This window comes from Pseudomonas hydrolytica, from assembly GCF_021495345.1.
In the GTDB taxonomy this organism is placed as follows: Bacteria; Pseudomonadota; Gammaproteobacteria; order Pseudomonadales; family Pseudomonadaceae; genus Aquipseudomonas; species Aquipseudomonas hydrolytica.
Genome location: NZ_CP099397.1, coordinates 3,491,677 through 3,510,352, shown reverse-complemented (window position 1 = coordinate 3,510,352; position 18,676 = coordinate 3,491,677). Strand labels below are relative to the sequence as shown.

Annotated in this window: 20 protein-coding genes; 17 read left to right on the top strand and 3 right to left on the bottom strand. The window is 64.4% G+C overall.

The genetic code is table 11. The annotated features are described in order from the left end of the window. Window positions 1–34 precede the first annotated feature (34 nt). Entirely contained in the window at window positions 35–562 is a 528-nt protein-coding gene (locus tag L1F06_RS16360) for a DUF2062 domain-containing protein (RefSeq protein ID WP_129481445.1), read from the bottom strand. 139 nt (window positions 563–701) lie between these two features. Between L1F06_RS16360 and L1F06_RS16355 the strand changes: the two genes are divergently transcribed. The 8 genes from L1F06_RS16355 (at window position 702) to murB (ending at window position 7,500) form a co-directional block, all read left to right on the top strand. Continuing rightward, window positions 702–2,915 (top strand): DNA internalization-related competence protein ComEC/Rec2, encoded by a 2,214-nt coding sequence (locus L1F06_RS16355; protein WP_129481815.1) that lies wholly within the window; start codon window positions 702–704, stop codon window positions 2,913–2,915. Window positions 2,916–2,987: 72 nt separating this feature from the next. Next, window positions 2,988–3,620: a MotA/TolQ/ExbB proton channel family protein gene (locus L1F06_RS16350; RefSeq protein WP_003245211.1), complete on the top strand. Its 633-nt coding sequence runs from the start codon at window positions 2,988–2,990 to the stop codon at window positions 3,618–3,620. Continuing rightward, window positions 3,617–4,045, top strand: a complete 429-nt coding sequence (locus tag L1F06_RS16345; protein ID WP_003245210.1) for an ExbD/TolR family protein — start codon at window positions 3,617–3,619, stop codon at window positions 4,043–4,045. Before L1F06_RS16350 ends, L1F06_RS16345 begins: the two co-directional genes overlap by 4 nt. Continuing rightward, window positions 4,046–5,047 carry a tetraacyldisaccharide 4'-kinase gene (gene lpxK, locus L1F06_RS16340; protein ID WP_129481444.1) on the top strand — a complete coding sequence of 334 codons (1,002 nt, stop codon included), beginning with the start codon at window positions 4,046–4,048 and terminating at the stop codon, window positions 5,045–5,047. A gap of 22 nt (window positions 5,048–5,069) precedes the next feature. Then, entirely contained in the window at window positions 5,070–5,255 is a 186-nt protein-coding gene (locus tag L1F06_RS16335; RefSeq protein WP_129481443.1) for a Trm112 family protein, read from the top strand. Continuing rightward, complete coding sequence (gene kdsB / locus L1F06_RS16330) at window positions 5,256–6,020, top strand: 3-deoxy-manno-octulosonate cytidylyltransferase (protein WP_129481442.1); 765 nt, start codon at window positions 5,256–5,258, stop codon at window positions 6,018–6,020. It abuts the gene before it with no gap. Beyond that, window positions 6,020–6,484, top strand: a complete 465-nt coding sequence (locus L1F06_RS16325) for a low molecular weight protein-tyrosine-phosphatase (RefSeq protein ID WP_003245200.1) — start codon at window positions 6,020–6,022, stop codon at window positions 6,482–6,484. Before kdsB ends, L1F06_RS16325 begins: the two co-directional genes overlap by 1 nt. Further along, entirely contained in the window at window positions 6,481–7,500 is a 1,020-nt protein-coding gene (murB, locus tag L1F06_RS16320; protein WP_129481441.1) for a UDP-N-acetylmuramate dehydrogenase, read from the top strand. The genes L1F06_RS16325 and murB overlap by 4 nt, the downstream gene beginning before the upstream one ends. A 116-nt stretch (window positions 7,501–7,616) precedes the next feature. Here the strand turns inward: murB and rne are convergent, their stop codons facing one another. Next, window positions 7,617–10,655, bottom strand: coding sequence for a ribonuclease E (gene rne / locus L1F06_RS16315; protein WP_129481440.1), 3,039 nt, complete (start codon window positions 10,653–10,655; stop codon window positions 7,617–7,619). 577 nt (window positions 10,656–11,232) lie between these two features. On the opposite strand from rne, the gene rluC reads away from it, so the two are divergent. Genes rluC through sppA form a run of 3 tightly spaced genes read left to right on the top strand, consistent with a single transcriptional unit; the run spans window position 11,233 to window position 13,844 of the window. Next, window positions 11,233–12,186 (top strand): 23S rRNA pseudouridine(955/2504/2580) synthase RluC, encoded by a 954-nt coding sequence (gene rluC, locus L1F06_RS16310; RefSeq protein ID WP_129481439.1) that lies wholly within the window; start codon window positions 11,233–11,235, stop codon window positions 12,184–12,186. After that, window positions 12,179–12,874, top strand: coding sequence for an HAD-IA family hydrolase (locus tag L1F06_RS16305; protein WP_129481438.1), 696 nt, complete (start codon window positions 12,179–12,181; stop codon window positions 12,872–12,874). The genes rluC and L1F06_RS16305 overlap by 8 nt, the downstream gene beginning before the upstream one ends. After that, window positions 12,864–13,844, top strand: a complete 981-nt coding sequence (gene sppA / locus L1F06_RS16300) for a signal peptide peptidase SppA (protein ID WP_003245191.1) — start codon at window positions 12,864–12,866, stop codon at window positions 13,842–13,844. The genes L1F06_RS16305 and sppA overlap by 11 nt, the downstream gene beginning before the upstream one ends. Before the next feature lie 50 nt (window positions 13,845–13,894). On the opposite strand, the gene L1F06_RS16295 is transcribed toward sppA, so the two are convergent. Beyond that, the gene (locus tag L1F06_RS16295) at window positions 13,895–14,476 is read right to left on the bottom strand and encodes a Maf family protein (protein ID WP_129481437.1); all 582 of its coding nucleotides are present in this window, start codon (window positions 14,474–14,476) and stop codon (window positions 13,895–13,897) included. A 110-nt stretch (window positions 14,477–14,586) separates the two neighbouring features. Between L1F06_RS16295 and L1F06_RS16290 the strand changes: the two genes are divergently transcribed. From L1F06_RS16290 to acpP, 6 genes are all read left to right on the top strand, one after another. Further along, window positions 14,587–15,114, top strand: a complete 528-nt coding sequence (locus tag L1F06_RS16290; RefSeq protein WP_003245186.1) for a YceD family protein — start codon at window positions 14,587–14,589, stop codon at window positions 15,112–15,114. A gap of 13 nt (window positions 15,115–15,127) precedes the next feature. After that, a complete protein-coding gene (rpmF, locus tag L1F06_RS16285; RefSeq protein ID WP_003245185.1) occupies window positions 15,128–15,310 on the top strand; it encodes a 50S ribosomal protein L32 in 183 nt (60 codons plus the stop codon). Between the two features lie 3 nt (window positions 15,311–15,313). Continuing rightward, the gene (gene plsX / locus L1F06_RS16280) at window positions 15,314–16,324 is read left to right on the top strand and encodes a phosphate acyltransferase PlsX (RefSeq protein WP_129481436.1); all 1,011 of its coding nucleotides are present in this window, start codon (window positions 15,314–15,316) and stop codon (window positions 16,322–16,324) included. 125 nt (window positions 16,325–16,449) lie between these two features. Further along, a complete protein-coding gene (gene fabD / locus L1F06_RS16275; RefSeq protein WP_129481435.1) occupies window positions 16,450–17,388 on the top strand; it encodes an ACP S-malonyltransferase in 939 nt (312 codons plus the stop codon). 15 nt (window positions 17,389–17,403) lie between these two features. Then, complete coding sequence (fabG, locus tag L1F06_RS16270) at window positions 17,404–18,147, top strand: 3-oxoacyl-ACP reductase FabG (protein WP_013714817.1); 744 nt, start codon at window positions 17,404–17,406, stop codon at window positions 18,145–18,147. Window positions 18,148–18,375: 228 nt separating this feature from the next. Next, entirely contained in the window at window positions 18,376–18,612 is a 237-nt protein-coding gene (acpP, locus tag L1F06_RS16265) for an acyl carrier protein (protein ID WP_003245177.1), read from the top strand. Window positions 18,613–18,676 lie beyond the last annotated feature (64 nt).

The following is an 18,676-nucleotide window of genomic DNA, read 5'->3' as shown; positions in this document are numbered from 1 at the left end:
AGAAAAAGCCGTCGAATCCGACGGCTTTTTTGTTTCAGTGACCAACCTGGCGGCGCCGCTCCTGGCGTCTGCGCCAGCTGCGCTGTACCCACCAGCGCCAGTACAGCATGGTCAGCACGTAGCCGAGAATGGCCAGCACCACGCCGGCGACGAACGAGCCGAGCAGCAGCGGCTTCCACAGCACGGCGAGTTCGGCCGTGATCCATTCCAGGCTCAGATGCCCCGGCATGCGCATCGGTGGCGTATTGCTCAGCCAGGCGCCGAGCTTGTAGGTGCAGTAGAAGATCGGCGGCATGGTGATGGGGTTGGTCAGCCATACCAGGCCGATGGAAATCGGCAGATTGGCGCGCAGCGGAATGGCGACCGCGGCGGCGGCCAGCATCTGCATGGGCATGGGAATCATCGCCCAGAACAGGCCGATGGCCATGCCGCGGGCTACCGAGTGGCGATTGAGGTGCCAGAGATTGGGATCGTGGATCAGTTTGCCGAGAAAGCGCAGGGACTTGTTACCCTTGATGCTGTCGGGATTGGGCATGTAGCGCTTAAATAAACGACGCGGCATGAAGAGTCTCTGGGCAGGCAAAAAGCGCCCGTATTATGCACGGATTCATGACAGCCGGCCTTTTCATATTGTGACTGGAGGTGAGCGCCGGATGCGTTCACCGTGACCACCAAGCGAGGGAGTGACGATGCGCACAGGGATGTTGGCGCTGGCCTTGGGCCTGTTGACGCTGCGCTTTCTGCCCGGTTTGCCAGCGGGCTGGATGCTGGCCGTGGCGGCCATTCTCGGCCTGTCGCTGCTGTTCTCGCGGCTGTACCCCGTCGGTCTGTTTCTGCTCGGCCTGGCCTGGGCCTGCTGCTCCGCGCAATGGGCGCTGGATGATCGTCTTGACGAAGAGCTGGACGGCCGCACCCTGTGGCTGGAAGGGCGCGTCGTCGGCTTGCCGGAGGTCTCCGCAGGGGTGGTGCGTTTCCAGCTGGAGGAGGCCCATTCGCGTCGCGCCGAGCTGCCTGGGCGGCTGCGTCTGGCCTGGTATGGCGGACCGGAAGTGCGCGGCGGCGAGCGCTGGCGTCTGGCAGTCAATCTCAAGCGTCCGCACGGGCTGGTCAATCCACAGAGCTTCGACTACGAGGCCTGGTTGCTGGCGCGGCGAATCGGCGCCACCGGTACCATCAAGGCCGGTGAACGCTTGGCGCCCGCCAGTGGCCTGGGCAGTTGGCGCGACGGCCTGCGCCAACGGCTGCTGGCGGCACCTGCCTTCGGCCGCGAGGGTGGGCTGGCGGCGCTCGTGCTGGGCGACGGCTCCGGCTTGAGCACGGCCGACTGGCGCCTGCTGCAGCACACCGGCACGGTGCATCTGATGGTCATCTCCGGTCAGCATATCGCCCTGCTGGCGGGCTTTCTCTATGGTCTGGTGGCCCTGCTGGCGAAGTTGGGGGCCTGGCCGCGGCGCTGGCCCTGGTTGCCTGTCGCCTGCGCCCTGGCGCTTGCTGGCGCGCTGGCCTACGGCATGCTGGCCGGCTTCGAGGTGCCGGTACGCCGGGCCTGCGTGATGGTCGCGCTGGTGCTGCTCTGGCGCCTGCGCTTTCGTCATCTCGGCGCCTGGTGGCCGCTGTTGCTGGCCTTGCTGGTCGTCCTGCTGCTGGAACCATTGGCTTCGCTACAGCCCGGCTTCTGGCTGTCGTTCTCGGCGGTGGCGGTGCTGATCCTGGTGTTCGGCGGTCGGCTCGGCGTGTGGAACTGGTGGCGCGGTCTGACGCGTGCGCAATGGACCATGGCTATCGGTCTGCTGCCGATGATGCTGATCCTCGGCTTGCCGGTGAGCAGCAGCGGGCCGCTGGCCAATCTGCTTGCCGTGCCCTGGGTGGGCTTCGTGACGGTGCCCCTGGCCTTGCTCGGTACCCTGCTGTTGCCCGTGCCGGGTGTGGGCGAGGGCCTGCTGTGGTTGGCGGGTGGCTCGCTGCATGTGCTGTTCGAATTGCTCGGGCGCATCGCCGATTGGCTGCCGGCCTGGTTGCCCAGCCGTCTGCCGCTGTGGGCTTGGCTGCTGGCCTTGGCTGGCGCGTTGCTGCTGCTCCTGCCCGCCGGCATCGCATTGCGTTTGCCGGGTGTGGCGCTGCTGCTGCCGGCCCTGTTTCTCCCGTCGACGGCACCGCAGGAGGGGCACGCCGAGGTCTGGCTGCTGGACGTGGGGCAGGGCCTGTCGGTGCTGGTGCGTACCCGCGAGCACGCCCTGCTGTACGATGCCGGCCCGCGTTTCGGCGACTTCGACAGCGGCGAGCGCATCGTTCTACCGTCGCTCCGGGCATTGAATCTGCCGCGCCTCGACATACTTCTACTCAGTCACGCCGATAACGATCATGCCGGTGGCGCGGCCGCCATCCTCGCCGGCATGCCGGTCGCGCGAGTGGTCAGTGGCGAGCCGCAGCGCCTGGCGCATCGCGTGCAGTCGGAGCCTTGCGACTCGGGCCAGAGCTGGCAGTGGAACGGCGTCGACTTCAGAACCTGGCAGTGGGAACGGGCCGTCTCGGGCAATCAGGCCTCCTGTGTCTTGCTGGTCGAGGCCGGGGGCGAGCGCCTGCTGCTGACCGGCGATATCGACGCTCGCGCCGAGCAGGCCCTGCTGCAGACGGATTTCCCCCTGGCGGCGCGCTGGTTGCTGGCGCCGCACCATGGCAGTCGCAGCTCATCCAGCCAGCGCTTCATCGAGGCGGTGGCGCCCGAGCATGTGCTGATCGCCCGTGGTCGCCATAACAATTTCGGTCATCCGCACCCCCAGGTGCTGCAGCGTTATCAGGCCGCCGGTGTCCAGGTGCACGACAGTTCGGCGACCGGCGCCCTGCGTGTGCTGCTGGGCGCCCAGGGACAAGCGCAGGGGTTGCGAAGCCAGGCACGTTTCTGGCGGGAAAAATGAGAACGGCGGCGGTCGGCGAGGGCGGCACCCTATGCTAGAGTGGCGCCACTTTTTCGAGGGGGATTCTCTACCGTGTGGGAACTGGTCAAAGCTGGCGGCTGGATGATGCTGCCGATCATTCTCTGTTCCATCGCTGCTGCCGGCATCGTCGCCGAGCGCCTGTGGACCCTGCGGCCCGCCCGCGTCACCCCGGCCAATCTGCTGGCCCAGGTGTGGCGCTGGATCAAGGACAAGAAACTCAACAACCAGAAGCTCAAGGAGCTGCGCGAGCATTCGCCGCTGGGGCAGATTCTCGCCGCCGGCCTGGCCAACTCCAAGCATGGTCGCGAGATCATGAAGGAGTGCATCGAGGAGGCCGCCGCGCGCGTCATCCATGAGCTGGAACGCTACCTCAATGCCCTCGGCACCATCGCCGGTATCGCCCCGCTGCTCGGCCTGCTCGGCACCGTGCTGGGCATGATCGAGATCTTCAGCTCCTTCATGGGCTCGGGCATGGCCAACGCGCCAATGCTCGCCGGCGGTATCTCCAAGGCTCTGATCACCACCGCGGCCGGTCTGATGGTGGCGATCCCGGCGCTGTTCTTCCATCGCTACCTGCAGCGCCGTGTCGACGAGCTGGTGGTGGGCATGGAGCAGGAAGCGATCAAGCTGGTGGAAATGGTCCAGGGTGATCGCGACGTCGACCTGGGCGAGGGCAAGGCGTGAAATTCCGGCGCAAACCGCGGGAGAACGTCGAGATCAACCTGGCCTCGTTGATCGACGTGGTATTCATCCTGCTGCTGTTCTTCGTGGTCACCACCACCTTCACCCGCGAGACTCAGCTCAAGGTCGACCTGCCCGAGGCGGCCAGCGGCACGCCGCCGGAGCAGACCGAGCTCAAGCAGGTGGAGGTGCTGATCGGTGCCGATGGCGCGTTTTCGGTCAACGGCAAGGCGCTGCTGGAGAGCAACCTGAGCAACCTCATGGCTGCCCTGCAGAAGGAGTCCGACGGCGACAACAGCCTGCCGCTGATCATCAGCGCCGACGGCAAGACGCCGCACCAGGCGGTGATCACCGCCATGGACGCCGCCGGCAAGCTGGGCTTCTCGCACCTGCGCATCACCACGGTGGAAGCACAGGAAAATCCTTAAGTGAGCGCCGCCGATCGCCTGCTCGAGGCCTGGTACCGCGGCCACCCGGCGCTGGCGCTGCTGCACCCGCTGGAGTGGCTGTACCGCCGCGTGGTGCAGGGCAAGCGCGCGCGTTTTCTCGCCGGCGAGGGCGACATCTACAGGGCGCCGGTACCGGTACTGGTGGTGGGCAACATCACCGTCGGCGGCACCGGCAAGACGCCGCTGATCCTCTTTCTGATCCAGCACTGCCGCGCTCGTGGCCTCAAGGTCGGCGTGGTCAGCCGCGGCTATGGCGCCACGCCGCCGAGCCTGCCGTGGCGCGTGCGTGCCGATCAATCGGCCGCACAGGCCGGTGACGAGCCGCTGCTGATCGTCCAGCGGACGGGCGTGCCCCTGATGATCGACCCGGACCGCAGCCGCGCCGTGCGCGCACTGCTGGCCGAAGAACCACTGGACCTGATCCTCTGCGACGATGGCCTGCAGCACTACCGTTTGGCGCGCGATCTGGAGCTGGTGCTGATCGACGCCGCCCGCGGCCTGGGCAATCGCCGCTGCCTGCCGGCCGGGCCGCTGCGCGAGCCGGCCGAGCGTCTGGCTGAGGTGGACGCCGTGCTGTTCAACGGCGCCGACACCGATAGTGCCGAGGGTTACGCCTTTCGCCTGCAACCGTCCGCGTTGGTCAACCTGGCCAGTGGCGAGCGTCTCGGCCTCGAGCACTTCCCGCCCGGCCAGGCCGTGCATGCGGTGGCCGGCATCGGCAACCCGCAGCGTTTCTTCAATACCCTCGAAGCGCTAAACTGGCGGCCGGTTCCGCACCCCTTTGCCGACCATGCCCAGTACGATGCCGCCCAGCTCAGCTTCGAGCCGCCGCTGCCCCTGCTGATGACGGAAAAGGATGCGGTGAAATGCCGGGCCTTCGCCGCCGCCGACTGGTGGTACCTGGCCGTCGATGCCGTGCCCACGCCGGCTTTCGTCGACTGGCTGGACAAGGAGCTGGCCCGCCTCATACCGGGGTCCTGATGACCCCAGCAAGGATTCCACCATGGACCTTAAACTGCTCGACATTCTCGCCTGCCCGATCTGCAAGGGCCCGCTGCAGCTCTCCGAAGACAAGACCGAACTGATCAGCAGGGGTGCCGGTGTGGCCTATCCGATTCGCGATGGCATCCCGGTGATGCTGGAAAGCGAAGCGCGCACTTTGACCACCGACGAGCGTCTGGACAAGTAAATGAGCGCAGCCTTCACCGTCGTCATTCCCGCCCGTTACGCCTCCACCCGCCTGCCCGGCAAACCGCTGCAGGACATCGCCGGCAAGCCCATGGTGCAGCACGTCTGGGAGCAGGCGAAGAAAAGTTCGGCCAGCCGCGTGGTGGTCGCCACCGACGATGCGCGCATCGTCGAGGCCTGCAAGGTCTTCGGCGCCGAGGTGCTGCTGACCCGCGAGGATCATAACTCCGGCACCGACCGTCTCGCCGAAGTGGCCACCCAGCTCGGCCTGGCGGCCGATGCCATCGTGGTCAACGTGCAGGGTGACGAGCCGCTGATTCCCCCATCGATCATCGATCAGGTGGCGGCCAATCTGGCGGCCAACCCGCAGGCCGGTATCGCCACCCTGGCCGAGCCCATCGAAGACGTCACCGCGCTATTCAATCCCAATGTGGTCAAGGTGGTGGCCGACAAGAGCGGTCTGGCCCTGACCTTCAGCCGTGCACCACTGGCCTGGGCGCGCGACGCCTTTGCCAAGAGCCGCGATGTGCTGCCGGCCGGCGTGCCTTATCGCCGCCATATCGGCATCTACGCGTACCGCGCGGGCTTCCTGCATGACTTCGTCGCCTGGGGCCCTTGCTGGCTGGAAGACACCGAGTGCCTGGAGCAGCTGCGTGCGCTGTACAACGGTGTGCGTATCCATGTCGCCGATGCCCTAGAAGCACCGGCCGCCGGTGTCGATACCGCCGAAGACCTGGAGCGGGTGCGCCGCCTGCTGGGGGCCTGATGAAGGTCCTGTTCGTTTGTCTGGGCAACATCTGCCGTTCGCCCACGGCTGAAGGCGTTTTCCGTCACAAGCTGCGTGCGGCAGGGCTGGACGACCGGGTGCAGGTGGATTCCGCCGGCACCGGCGACTGGCATGTCGGCAAGGCGCCGGACAGTCGCACGCGCCAGGCGGCGCTGCGCCGTGGCTATGATCTGTCCGCGCAGCGCGCGCGCCAGGTCGAGGCCGCCGATTTCCAGCGCTTCGACCTGATCCTGGCCATGGATCAGAGCAATTTGCGCAACCTCAAGGCGCTGCGCCCGGCCGATGCCCGCGCCGATCTGGATCTGTACCTGCGCCGTTATGAACTAGCGCTGGATGAGGTGCCCGACCCGTACTACGGCGGCGAGGAAGGCTTCGAGCAGGTGCTGGACCTGATCGAGCAGGCCAGCGACGCCCTGCTCAACGAGATCAAGGGGCGCCTGTGAGCCTGAATCTGCAGAGCGACGTTTCGCTCAAGGCCTTCAACAGCTTTGGCGTCGATGTACACGCAAAGTGTTTCGCTGAAGCCCACAACGATGACGATGTGCGCGAGGCGCTGAGCCTGGCCGAGCAGCAGGGCTTGCCGCTGCTGGTGATCGGCGGTGGCAGCAACCTGCTGCTGACCCGCGATGTCGAGGCGCTGGTGCTGCGCATGGCCAGTCGCGGCATTCGCATTGTCGAAGAGGATGGCGAGCAGGTGCTGGTGGAGGCCGAAGCCGGCGAGCCCTGGCATCCGTTCGTGCAGTGGAGCCTGGCGCAGGGCCTGAACGGCCTGGAAAACCTCAGCCTGATTCCCGGCACCGTCGGCGCGGCGCCGATGCAGAACATCGGCGCCTACGGTGTGGAGATCAAGGATCTGTTCGCCGGCCTGACTGCGCTGGATCGGCATACCGGCGAGCTGCGCGATTTTGCTCTGGAGGAATGCGCCTTCGCCTATCGCGACAGCCTGTTCAAGCGCGAAGCCGGGCGCTGGCTGATCCTGCGCGTGCGCTTTCGCTTGAGTCGCCTGGCTTCGCTGCGCCTGGACTACGGCCCGGTGCGCCAGCGTCTCGCCGAGATGGGCGTGGAGGCGCCGACCGCCAGCGACGTCAGCCAGGCCATCTGCGCCATTCGCAGCGAAAAGCTGCCCAATCCCGCCGAGCTGGGCAATGCCGGCAGTTTCTTCAAGAACCCGGTGGTGTCGTTCGAGCTGGCCGAGCGCATCCGTGCCGAGCATGCCGATCTGGTCAGCTATCCGGCGGGTGATGGTCTGGTCAAGCTGGCCGCCGGCTGGCTGATCGAGCGGGCAGGGTGGAAGGGGGCGCGCGAGGGTGATGCCGGCGTGCACCGCCTGCAGGCGCTGGTGCTGGTCAACTACGGCCAAGCGACGGGGGCGCAGTTGCTGCAGCTGGCGCAGCGCATCCAGAGCGATATCCTGCAGCGTTTTGGCGTAGCGCTGGAAATCGAACCCAACGTACTTTGAGCTGTGAGCCGTGCGTGATCCGGTGACTGTCGTTCCCGGATTGCATCCGGGCTAAATGTGATGGACATGAAAAAGGGGATGCCTAGGCATCCCCTTTTTCGTTAGCGCCGGAAGAATCAAACCTGAGGTTTGACCTCTTCCTTGTCGTCTTGCGGCTCAGCCTCAGGCTGCGCCGGCTCTACCGCTTCGCCCGCCTCTTGCTCGCTGGCGATCGGATCAGCTTGCGCTTCAGTGACCGGCTCGGCTACAGGCGCTGTTTCGACCACGGCGGCTTCGGCTTCTGCCGGGGCGCTTGCTTCCACGGCAGGAGCGGCTTCGACAGCCGGAGCAGCGGCAGCCGCTTCGGCTGCTTCGCGCGCCAGGCGCTCGGCTTCACGCTGACGACGACGCACTTCGCGCGGGTCGTTCGGGGCGCGGCCAGTGGCATTGGCCGGAACCGCTGCGGCAGCAGGTGCTTGCTCGACCGGTGCCGGAGCAGGCTCCTGGGCAACTTCGACAGTCGGCTCAGCTTGAGCGACCGGTTCGGTAACTAGCGCTTCAACGGCAGCAGGGGTTTCGACTGCGGCCGGTTCTGCCTCAACTGCTTTCTCTGTGATCGGAGCGGCTTCGACCACTTCACTCACAGCAGCCTCGGCTTGCGCCTCGACCGGTTGAGCAGCAGGGGCTTCTTCAACCTGAACAGACGGTGCTTCGACGGCCGGGGCTTCGCTGACCGGAGCCTCGCTGGCGACGTTCTCGCTGCTGTCGACGCTTTCTGCAATCACGGCGGCGGCAGTAGCCACGGCAACCGGGGTGACGGCCTGAGCGTCGTTACCGGCAGCTTCGCTGTTCTCGGCGCTCTCGATCAGGTTGCCATCGGCATCACGCTGACGCTCACGGCGGTTGCTGCGACGACGCTGACCACGGGAGCGGCGGCGCGGGCGCTCACCGTCATTGTTGTCCTGCTCGTCATCCTGCAGCTGCTCTTCGTTCGGCAGCGCTTCGTCCTGTAGGGCCTCGGCCTGCTCGGCACGCGGCTGGCGCTCTTCGCGCGGCGGACGCTGACGTTCCTGGCGCTCGGCACGCGGCTGACGCTCGGTACGCTCTTCGCGTTGCTCGTTGCCAGCAGCATCCAGCGGCTCGCGCAGTTCACGTACGCGCTCTTCACGCGGGGCACGCTCTTCGCGCGGTTTGCGCTCGCGACGGTTTTCCTGGCCTTCGCGCGGCTCGCGTGGGGCGCGTTCTTCACGCGGAGCACGCTCTTCGCGCGGTTGGCGCTCTTCACGCGGCTCACGGGCCTGACGCTCTTCACGCGGGGCGCGTTCTTCGCGGGGCTTGCGCTCGTCATCGCGGCGACCGCCACGGTTACGGCTCTGCTGACGACCGTTGCGGCGCTCTTCGCGCGGCGGACGCTCGTTGTTCTTCTTCTCGGTGACCGCAGGCTGGGCTTCTTCTTCCTTGCCGGCGAAGAGGCTGACCAGGGACTTCACCAGGCCCTTGAACAGGCTCGGCTCAGGTGCCTTGGTCGGAGTCAGCGGAGCCGGTTGCGGCTCTGCGGCGACCGGAGCGCTGCTGCGCGGCGCAGCCTTGATCGCGGCTTCCTGGCGAACCAGGGTGCGCGTGGCGGCGGCCGGATGAGCGGCAGCTTCTTCGTTTTCCGCGGTGGCGGCGATTTCGTAGCTGGTCTGGCCGCTCAGGGCTTCCGGGCTGTCGTCACGCAGACGCTGCACTTCGAAATGCGGGGTTTCCAGGTGATCGTTGGGCAGGATCACGATGCGCGCACGGGTACGCAGTTCGATCTTGGTGATCGAGTTGCGCTTCTCGTTGAGCAGGAAGGCGGCGACCGGGATCGGCACCTGGGCGCGGACTTCGGCGGTGCGATCCTTCAGCGCTTCTTCTTCGATCAGGCGCAGGATGGCCAGCGACAGGGATTCGACGTCACGGATGATGCCTTGGCCGTTGCAGCGCGGGCAGACGATGCCGCTGGTCTCGCCCAGGGACGGGCGCAGGCGCTGACGGGACATTTCCAGCAGGCCGAAGCGCGAGATGCGGCCGACCTGCACGCGGGCGCGGTCGGCTTCCAGGGCTTCACGCACCTTCTCTTCGACGGCGCGCTGGTTCTTGGCCGGGGTCATGTCGATGAAGTCGATGACGATCAGGCCGCCGATGTCGCGCAGGCGCAGCTGGCGGGCGATTTCCTCGGCCGCTTCCAGGTTGGTCTGCAGGGCGGTTTCCTCGATGTCGCTGCCCTTGGTGGCGCGCGCCGAGTTGATATCGATGGAAACCAGGGCTTCGGTCGGGTCGATGACGATGGAGCCGCCGGACGGCAGCTTCACTTCACGCTGGAAGGCGGTTTCGATCTGGCTTTCGATCTGGAAACGGTTGAACAGCGGCACGCTGTCTTCGTACAGCTTGATCTTGCTGGCGTACTGCGGCATCACCTGCTGGATGAAGCTCAGGGCTTCTTCCTGGGCTTCGACACTGTCGACCAGCACTTCGCCGATGTCCTGGCGCAGGTAGTCGCGGATGGCGCGGATGATGACGTTGGATTCCTGGTAGATCAGGAACGGGGCAGGGCGGCTGGTGGAGGCTTCCTTGATCGCGCTCCACAGCTGCAGCAGGTAGTCAAGGTCCCACTGCATTTCTTCGCTGGAGCGGCCCAGGCCTGCGGTGCGCACGATCAGGCCCATGTCGGCCGGAGCGTTGAGGCCGTTCAGCGCCTCGCGCAGTTCGTTGCGCTCTTCGCCTTCGATGCGGCGGGAGATGCCACCGGCACGCGGGTTGTTCGGCATCAGCACCAGGTAACGGCCGGCCAGGCTGATAAAGGTGGTCAGGGCTGCGCCCTTGTTGCCGCGCTCTTCCTTCTCGACCTGGACGATGACTTCCTGGCCTTCCTTGAGCACGTCCTTGATATTGATGCGGCCGCCTTCAGGGGCTTTGGAGAAGTATTCGCGGGAGATTTCTTTGAGGGGGAGGAAGCCGTGGCGTTCTGAGCCGAAGTCGACGAAGGCGGCTTCGAGGCTGGGTTCTACGCGGGTGATGCGGCCTTTGTAGATATTGGCCTTCTTCTGTTCGCGGGCGCCGGACTCGATGTCCAGATCGTAGAGTTTTTGGCCATCTACCAGGGCAACACGCAACTCTTCAGGCTGAGTCGCGTTAATTAGCATTCTTTTCATGTGGTACCAATGGGTTCCGGGGCTAGCGGAAGCCACGTTAGGCACACACGACTCTCAGGGTCGGTGTCAGGCGCGTCAGAAACGGTCGTAAGTCGTTCCACTGTCGAGCGACGGCCTGCCATCAGAGGCTGCGGTCGCGACGGACGTCTCCTGCTTGCTGTGGTGACAGAAAGCACTCAGTCAGGAGGAGGAATCAACTGGCGGTAGCGGACGAGATGAGGCGTCTTTGATCAAGCGATATGCTGCGCAGTCCGACAGTTGTACATCTCCACCCTACACGTATCGCTGAAAATCGGGTGCCGCGCGCGGATTCCGCAGCGGTTGTCAGTTACCGCGACCGCCCAGCGGGCGAATCGCGCATCATACTCAAGGCTTTATTTCCGAAGTCTTCGTGGCCTTTTGCGGCTTTCCAAGCCGAAGAATCCGTCGGACGGCCTCACGTCCAAAAAGGTTTGCGCGGGCAGGGGATGGCAAGTTTGGCGATCATCCACAAGCCAGGCCGCTTTTGGCGGCGTTCGCGACTATAGCAGTAATGATTAAGTGCTTCAATTCCATAAAAAATTGTTATGATTGCGCGATGACTACTCCCGCCTCTCCAACCTCCGGCGTCCAGCTGATCGAGGTTGCACCGGATTTCGCCGGCCAACGCATCGACAATTTCCTCAGGACACAGCTCAAGGGCGTGCCCAAGACCCTGATTTACCGCATTCTGCGCAAAGGCGAGGTGCGGGTGAACAAGGGTCGGATCAAGCCCGAGTACAAGCTGCAGGCCGGTGACATCGTGCGCGTGCCGCCGTTGCGCCTGGCCGAGCGCGACGAGCCCGAGCCGGTCGCCCAGGGGCTGCTCGAGCGGCTCGAGGCGGCCATCGTCTACGAAGACAAGGCACTGATCGTGCTGAACAAGCCGGCCGGCATCGCCGTGCACGGCGGCAGCGGCCTGAATTACGGGGTGATCGAGGCCTTCCGTCAGTTGCGTCCCGATGCCAAGGATCTGGAGCTGGTGCACCGCCTGGATCGCGACACGTCCGGCCTTTTGATGATCGCCAAGAAGCGCAGCATGCTGCGTCACCTGCACGAGGCATTGCGCGGCGACGGCGTGGACAAACGCTACATGGCGCTGGTTCGCGGCCACTGGGCGACCGCCAAGAAGCAGGTCAACGCGCCGCTGCAGAAGAGTAACCTGCGCTCCGGCGAGCGCATGGTCGAGGTTGACGGCGAGGGCAAGGAGGCGCTGACGCTGTTTCGCGTGCTGCGCCGCTTCGGCGACTTCGCCACGCTGGTCGAGGCCAAGCCGGTGACCGGTCGCACCCATCAGATTCGTGTGCACGCCAAGCATGCCGGGCACTGCATCGCCGGCGACTCCAAGTACGGCGATGACGACTTTACCCGCGAGATTCGCGAGCTGGGCGGCAAGCGCCTGTTCCTGCACGCCTACGAGTTGCATGTGCCGCTGCCTGAGGGCGGCGTGCTGAAGCTCGAGGCGCCGGTGGACGAGATGTGGGCCAAGACCCTGGAGCGGCTGAGTGCCTGACTATCAACTGCTGATCTTCGACTGGGACGGCACGCTGGTGGACTCCATCGGCCGTATCGTCGAGGCCATGCATCGCGCGGCCGATGTGGCGGGCGTGCCGCGCTGCACGGATGTCGCGGTGCGCGGCATCATTGGGCTGGAGCTGGGAGTGGCGATTCGTACGCTGTACCCGGAACTCGATGAACCGCTGCGAATCGAAACCATCCGGCGCGCCTACAGCGAACAGTATCTGGCTCTGGAAACCGAGCCTTCGCCGCTGTTCGAGGGTGTGCGGGAGTCGCTCGAGGCATTTCGCGAGCAGGGCTATGGTCTGGCGGTTGCGACCGGCAAGGGGCGCAACGGGCTGCAGCGGGTGCTGGCGGACAAGGGCTGGCTGGATTATTTCGATGTCACCCGCTGCGCCGACGAGACGGCGAGCAAGCCGGATCCGCGTATGCTGCACGAGATTCTCGCGCATTGCGGTGTGCACCCTGAGCGGGCATTGATGGTGGGCGATTCTACCTTCGATCTGCTGATGGCGCGCAATGCCGGGATGGATTCGGTTGCCGTGGGGTTCGGTGCGCAGCCGCTGTCGGTGTTGCGTGAATGTTCGCCGCGTCTGGCGATCAACGATTTCAATGAGCTGCGCGCCTGGCTGGATGGGCGGGGCGCGCAGCGTTCTGTAGGGGTGAGTGAACATGTCGGATGAGTGGAAGTCATCGGCGAAGTCCGAGGGTGAGGATGCCAAAAGCTGGAAGCTGCTGGAGAAGGCGCTGCTGTCCAGTGTGCAGGAGCAGCGTCGTTCGCGGCGTTGGGGGATTTTCTTCAAGCTGCTGACGTTTCTTTATCTGTTCGGGGCGTTGGCGCTGTTCTTGCCGGCGCTCGATCTGAAGAAGGGTGCGTCGACCGGTGCGCATACGGCCCTGATCGAGATTCGCGGGATGATCGCCGATCAGGAGCAGGCCAGTGCCGACAAGGTGGTAGGCAGTCTGCGTGCAGCCTTCGAGGACGCCAACACCAAGGGTGTGATCCTGCGTATCAATAGCCCTGGCGGCAGTCCGGTGCAGTCCGGCTATATCTATGACGAGATTCGCCGCTTGCGCGGCGAGCATCCGCAGATCAAGGTCTACGCGGTGATTACCGATCTAGGCGCTTCCGGGGCCTACTACATCGCCAGTGCGGCCGACGAGATCTACGCGGACAAGGCCAGTCTGGTCGGCTCCATCGGTGTTACGGCGGCCAGCTTCGGCTTCGTCGAAACCATGGAGAAGCTCGGTGTCGAGCGTCGCGTCTACACCTCGGGTGAGCACAAGGCGTTTCTCGATCCGTTCCAGCCGCAGAAGGAAGAGGAAACCCGCTTCTGGAAAGGGGTGCTGGATACCACTCACCGCCAGTTCATCGAAAGCGTGAAGCAGGGGCGCGGTGATCGTCTCAAGGCAGATGCGCATCCCGAGCTGTTCTCGGGGTTGGTCTGGTCGGGCGAGCAGGCGCTGCAGCTGGGGCTGGTCGATGCGCTGGGAAGTGCCAGTTACGTTGCTCGCGAGGTGATTGGCGAGAAGGAGATGGTCGACTTCACCGTGCGAGACACGCCGTTCGATCGCTTCGCCAAGCGCCTGGGTACCAGCGTGGCTGATCGCATTGCGTTGTGGATGGGCTTCCAGGGGCCGACGCTGCGCTGACAGTTAAAAGGAAGGCCCGCTGAGCGGGCCTTCTTCTTTTTATGGGTGACTCAAGGGACTGCGATTCCCTCGTTCAGCAGCATGTCCACCAGGCGAATCAGTGGCAGGCCGATCAGGCTGGTGGTGTCTTCGCCTTCGGTGCTGCGAAACAGGCTGATGCCCAGGCCTTCCGATTTGAAGCTGCCAGCGCAGTCGAATGGCTGCTCGCGTTGCAGATAGCGCAGGATCTGCTCGTCGCTAAGTTGGCGGAAGTGCACGGTGAAGGGCACGCAGTCCACCTGGCACCTGCCGCTGCTGGTGTTGAGCAGCGCCAGGCCGGTCAGGAAGGTGACGCTGCTGCCACTGGCGGCGCGCAGCTGCTGCTGGGCTCTTGGCAGGTCGTGGGGTTTGCCCAGTATCTGCCCGTCGTCGAGTACGGCGACCTGATCCGAGCCAATGATCAAATGGTCAGGATGGCTGCTGGCGAGGGCGCGGGCCTTTTCTTCGGCCAGGCGTTTGACCAGGTCGATGGCGGCTTCGCCTTCGCGGCGGCTTTCATCGATGCTGGGTGACTGCCAGGTAAAGGGTAGTTGCAGGCGGTCGAGCAGCTCGCGGCGATAGGGTGAGCTGGAGGCGAGCAGCAGCGCGGGCATGTTCTCTTCCTTTATATAAGTGGGCGAAGAATTCTACTGATCGCCACCGCTTGAAGACAGGCCGAATTTCCTTTGACACGGGCAGGGTGCATCCCTAGAATGCTGCGCCTATGTTGAATGGGCCGATTCCACCTCACGTTGATCCGCGCAAGCTCGCCGACCGCGAAGCTACCCTCGAAGGGCAGCTCGAGCTGGCCAGCCTGCCGCGTCTCTGCGACCCGCTTGCCGATACGGCGGGCACGGTGCAGGCGAAATTTCATTTCGGGCGTGACGAGCAGAAAACTGTGGTGATCCGCAGTGAGCTCGAGGTTGAGGTCAAAATGGTCTGCCAGCGTTGTCTGGAGCTGGTCGCGCTACCCATCCGCAGCGAATGTGAATACGCCGTGGTTCGGGTTGGAGCGAACACTCAGTCCTTGCCGAAGGGCTACGACGTGCTGGAAGTGGGTGAAGAGCCGCTGGAGCTGCTCGGTCTGGTCGAGGATGAATTGCTTCTCGCCCTGCCGATCGTTCCTGCTCATGCCCCAGGTGATTGCCAGCAGCCGGACGGTCTCGATGAGCCCGAGCCGGGCGAGGACGAGGTATCGCGGTCCAACCCGTTCAGTGTATTGGCGCAGTTAAAGCGTGACCCAAACGTTTAGGAGTTAATGAGTTATGGCTGTTCAGCAGAACAAAAAATCCCGTTCCGCCCGCGACATGCGTCGTTCGCACGATGCTCTCGAGGCCAGCACCCTGTCCGTAGAGAAGAGCACCGGTGAAGTTCACCTGCGCCACCACGTTTCTCCGGAAGGCGTGTACCGCGGTCGCAAAGTGATCGACAAGGGCGCTGACGAGTAATCCTTGTCCGCCTCGATCATCGCGATTGATGCAATGGGTGGGGACTTCGGTCCCCACTGCATTGTTCCGGCCTGCATTTCTGCGCTGGCCGAATTCCCCTCGCTGCACCTGGCCCTCGTCGGCCAAGCCCCTCTTATCGAAGAACAGCTCGCTCGCCAGTCCGGCGTCGATCGCTCGCGCCTGCAGGTTCATCACGCCAGCGAAGTGATCGCCATGGACGAGCGCCCGGCTCAGGCCTTGCGCGGCAAGCCCGATGCCTCGATGCGCGTGGCGCTGGAACTGGTGCGTCAGCGCCAGGCGCATGCCTGCGTCAGTGCCGGCAATACCGGTGCGCTGATGGCGCTGTCGCGTTACGTGGTCAAGACGCTGCCGGGTATCGACCGGCCGGCCATGGTCAGCCCGATTCCGACCGAGCGTGGCCACTGCTACCTGCTGGATCTGGGCGCCAATGTCGACTGCAGTGCCGAGCATCTCTACCAGTTCGCGATCATGGGAGCAGTCGCGGCCGAGACGCTGGGTGTGTCTCGGCCGCGCGTGGCGCTGCTGAATGTCGGCACCGAAGACATCAAGGGCAATCAGCAGGTCAAGCTGGCCGCCAGCCTGCTGCAGCAGGCACGTGGGCTGAACTTCATCGGCTATATAGAAGGCGACGGGGTGTACCGTGGCGAAGCCGATGTCGTGGTGTGCGATGGTTTCGTCGGCAACATCCTGCTCAAGTCCAGCGAAGGCCTGGCGAAGATGATCACTGGCCGGGTCGAGACGCTGTTCAATGAGGGGTTGTTCGCCCAGGCGGTCGGTGCTTTGGCGATGCCGCTGCTGCGCCGCCTCAAGGCCGACCTGGCGCCGGCCAGGCACAATGGCGCGAGCTTTCTCGGGCTGCAGGGCATCGTGGTCAAAAGCCATGGCGCGGCCGGTCAGGAGAGCTTCCAGAGTGCCATTCGCTGTGCGCTGCGCGAGGTGCAGGAAAATTTGCCGCAGCGACTGCATGGTCGCCTCGAGGACTTGTTGCTGTAGACTCGTCGCGTTTTCAGGTGTGACCAGCGGCGGAATGTGACCGCGGCACGCGGCCTGTCATCCAACTGTCAGTTTGCTGCGCCAGGCTCGCCTGGCGTTGGTTTTTCGACTCAAGGGACTTATTCATGTCTGCATCCCTCGCATTCGTCTTTCCCGGTCAGGGTTCGCAAGCCCTGGCCATGCTCGCCGAGCACGGTGCCCAGCAGCAGCTGGTGCTCGATACCTTCGGCGAAGCCTCCGAAGCGCTCGGTTACGATCTCTGGGCGTTGACCCAGCAAGGTCCGGAAGAGCAGCTGAACCAGACCGACAAGACCCAGCCGGCCATCCTCACCGCCTCCATCGCCCTGTGGCGTCTGTGGCTGGCCGAGGGTGGCGCCAAGCCGGCGTTCGTCGCCGGTCACAGCCTGGGTGAGTACTCCGCGCTGGTCGCCGCGGGCAGCATCGGCTTCGCCGACGCCGTGAAGCTGGTGGAGCGCCGCGGTCAACTGATGCAGCAGGCCGTTCCGGCCGGGCAGGGCGGCATGGCCGCCATCCTCGGTCTGGAAGATGCCGACGTGCTGGCTGCCTGCGCCGAAGCCGCGCAGGGTGATGTGGTCAGTGCGGTGAACTTCAATGCCCCTGGTCAGGTGGTGATCGCCGGTAGCGCGGCTGCCGTCGAACGCGCCATCGAGGCGTGCAAGGCGCGCGGCGCCAAGCGCGCCATGGCGCTGCCGGTCAGCGTGCCGTCGCACTGCGCGCTGATGAAGCCTGCTGCCGAGCGTTTCGCCGAGTCGGTCGAGGCATTGAACTGGCAGGCGCCGCAGATCCCGCTGGTGCAGAACGTCAGCGCCGCCGTGGTGTCCGACCTGGCCACCCTGAAGGCCGACCTGCTGGCGCAGCTGTACAGCCCGGTTCGCTGGGTAGAGTCCATGGTGCGTCTGTCCGAGCAGGGCGTAACCGATCTGGTCGAGTGCGGCCCCGGCAAGGTGCTCAGCGGCCTGAACAAGCGCTGCGTCAAAGGCATCAACACCCACAATCTGGATACCCCCGATGCTTTCGCCGCTGCTCGTGCTGCGTTGGCTTGAGAAAGGAGAACGAACATGAGTCTGCAAGGTAAGGTCGCGCTGGTCACTGGCGCCAGCCGTGGTATCGGCCAGGCAATTGCTCTGGAGCTGGGCCGTCAGGGCGCCATCGTCATCGGCACTGCCACTTCGGCATCCGGTGCCGAGCGCATCGCTGCCACGCTGAAAGAACACGGCATCAGCGGTACCGGCATGGAACTGAACGTGACCAGCGCCGAGTCCGTCGAGGCCGTGCTGGGTGCTATCGCCGAGCAGTTCGGTGCGCCGGCCATTCTGGTCAACAACGCCGGTATCACCCGCGACAACCTGATGCTGCGCATGAAAGACGACGAGTGGTTCGACGTCATCGACACCAACCTCAACAGTCTCTATCGCCTGTCCAAGGGCGTGCTGCGCGGCATGACCAAGGCGCGCTTCGGCCGGATCATCAACATCGGTTCCGTGGTTGGTGCCATGGGCAATGCCGGACAGGCCAACTACGCTGCCGCCAAGGCCGGTCTGGAAGGTTTCAGCCGCGCTCTGGCGCGTGAAGTCGGTTCGCGCGGCATTACCGTCAACTCGGTAGCCCCGGGTTTCATCGACACCGACATGACCCGCGAGCTGCCGGAAGCACAGCGCGACGCGCTGCTGACGCAGATTCCGCTGGGCCGTCTGGGCCAGGCCGAAGAGATCGCCAAGGTCGTCGGTTTCCTGGCTTCCGATGGCGCAGGCTACGTCACTGGGGCTACTATTCCGGTGAACGGCGGTATGTACATGAGCTAAAAAGGGCGCCTCCGACTGTCCGGAGGTTCTCGAATGTGACGCGAGCCATCAGAAAACTGTCATAGTGGCTGTCTAAAATCCGTTATAAAGCTGCAACAGGTTTATAGACAGATCGTTGAAGTGTTCCTGGGGGCTCCCCGGCATTCAGCTTGAAATGCTAAAAACCCTTTCTATACACTTGGCCGCTACCAGCTGCCTGGATTTGTCCAATAGGAGTGAAAACAAGGTATGAGCACCATCGAAGAACGCGTCAAGAAAATCGTTGCTGAGCAACTTGGCGTCAAGGAAGAGGAAGTAACCAACAGCGCTTCCTTCGTTGAAGACCTGGGTGCCGACTCTCTTGACACCGTTGAGCTGGTGATGGCTCTCGAGGAGGAATTCGAGACCGAGATCCCGGACGAGCAAGCTGAGAAGATCACCACCGTTCAGGAAGCCATCGACTACGTGACTGCCCACGCGCAATAAGTCACAGTCAGCTTTCTGACCGAGAAAAGCCGCACTCCCTAATCAGGCGTGCGGCTTTTCTTTA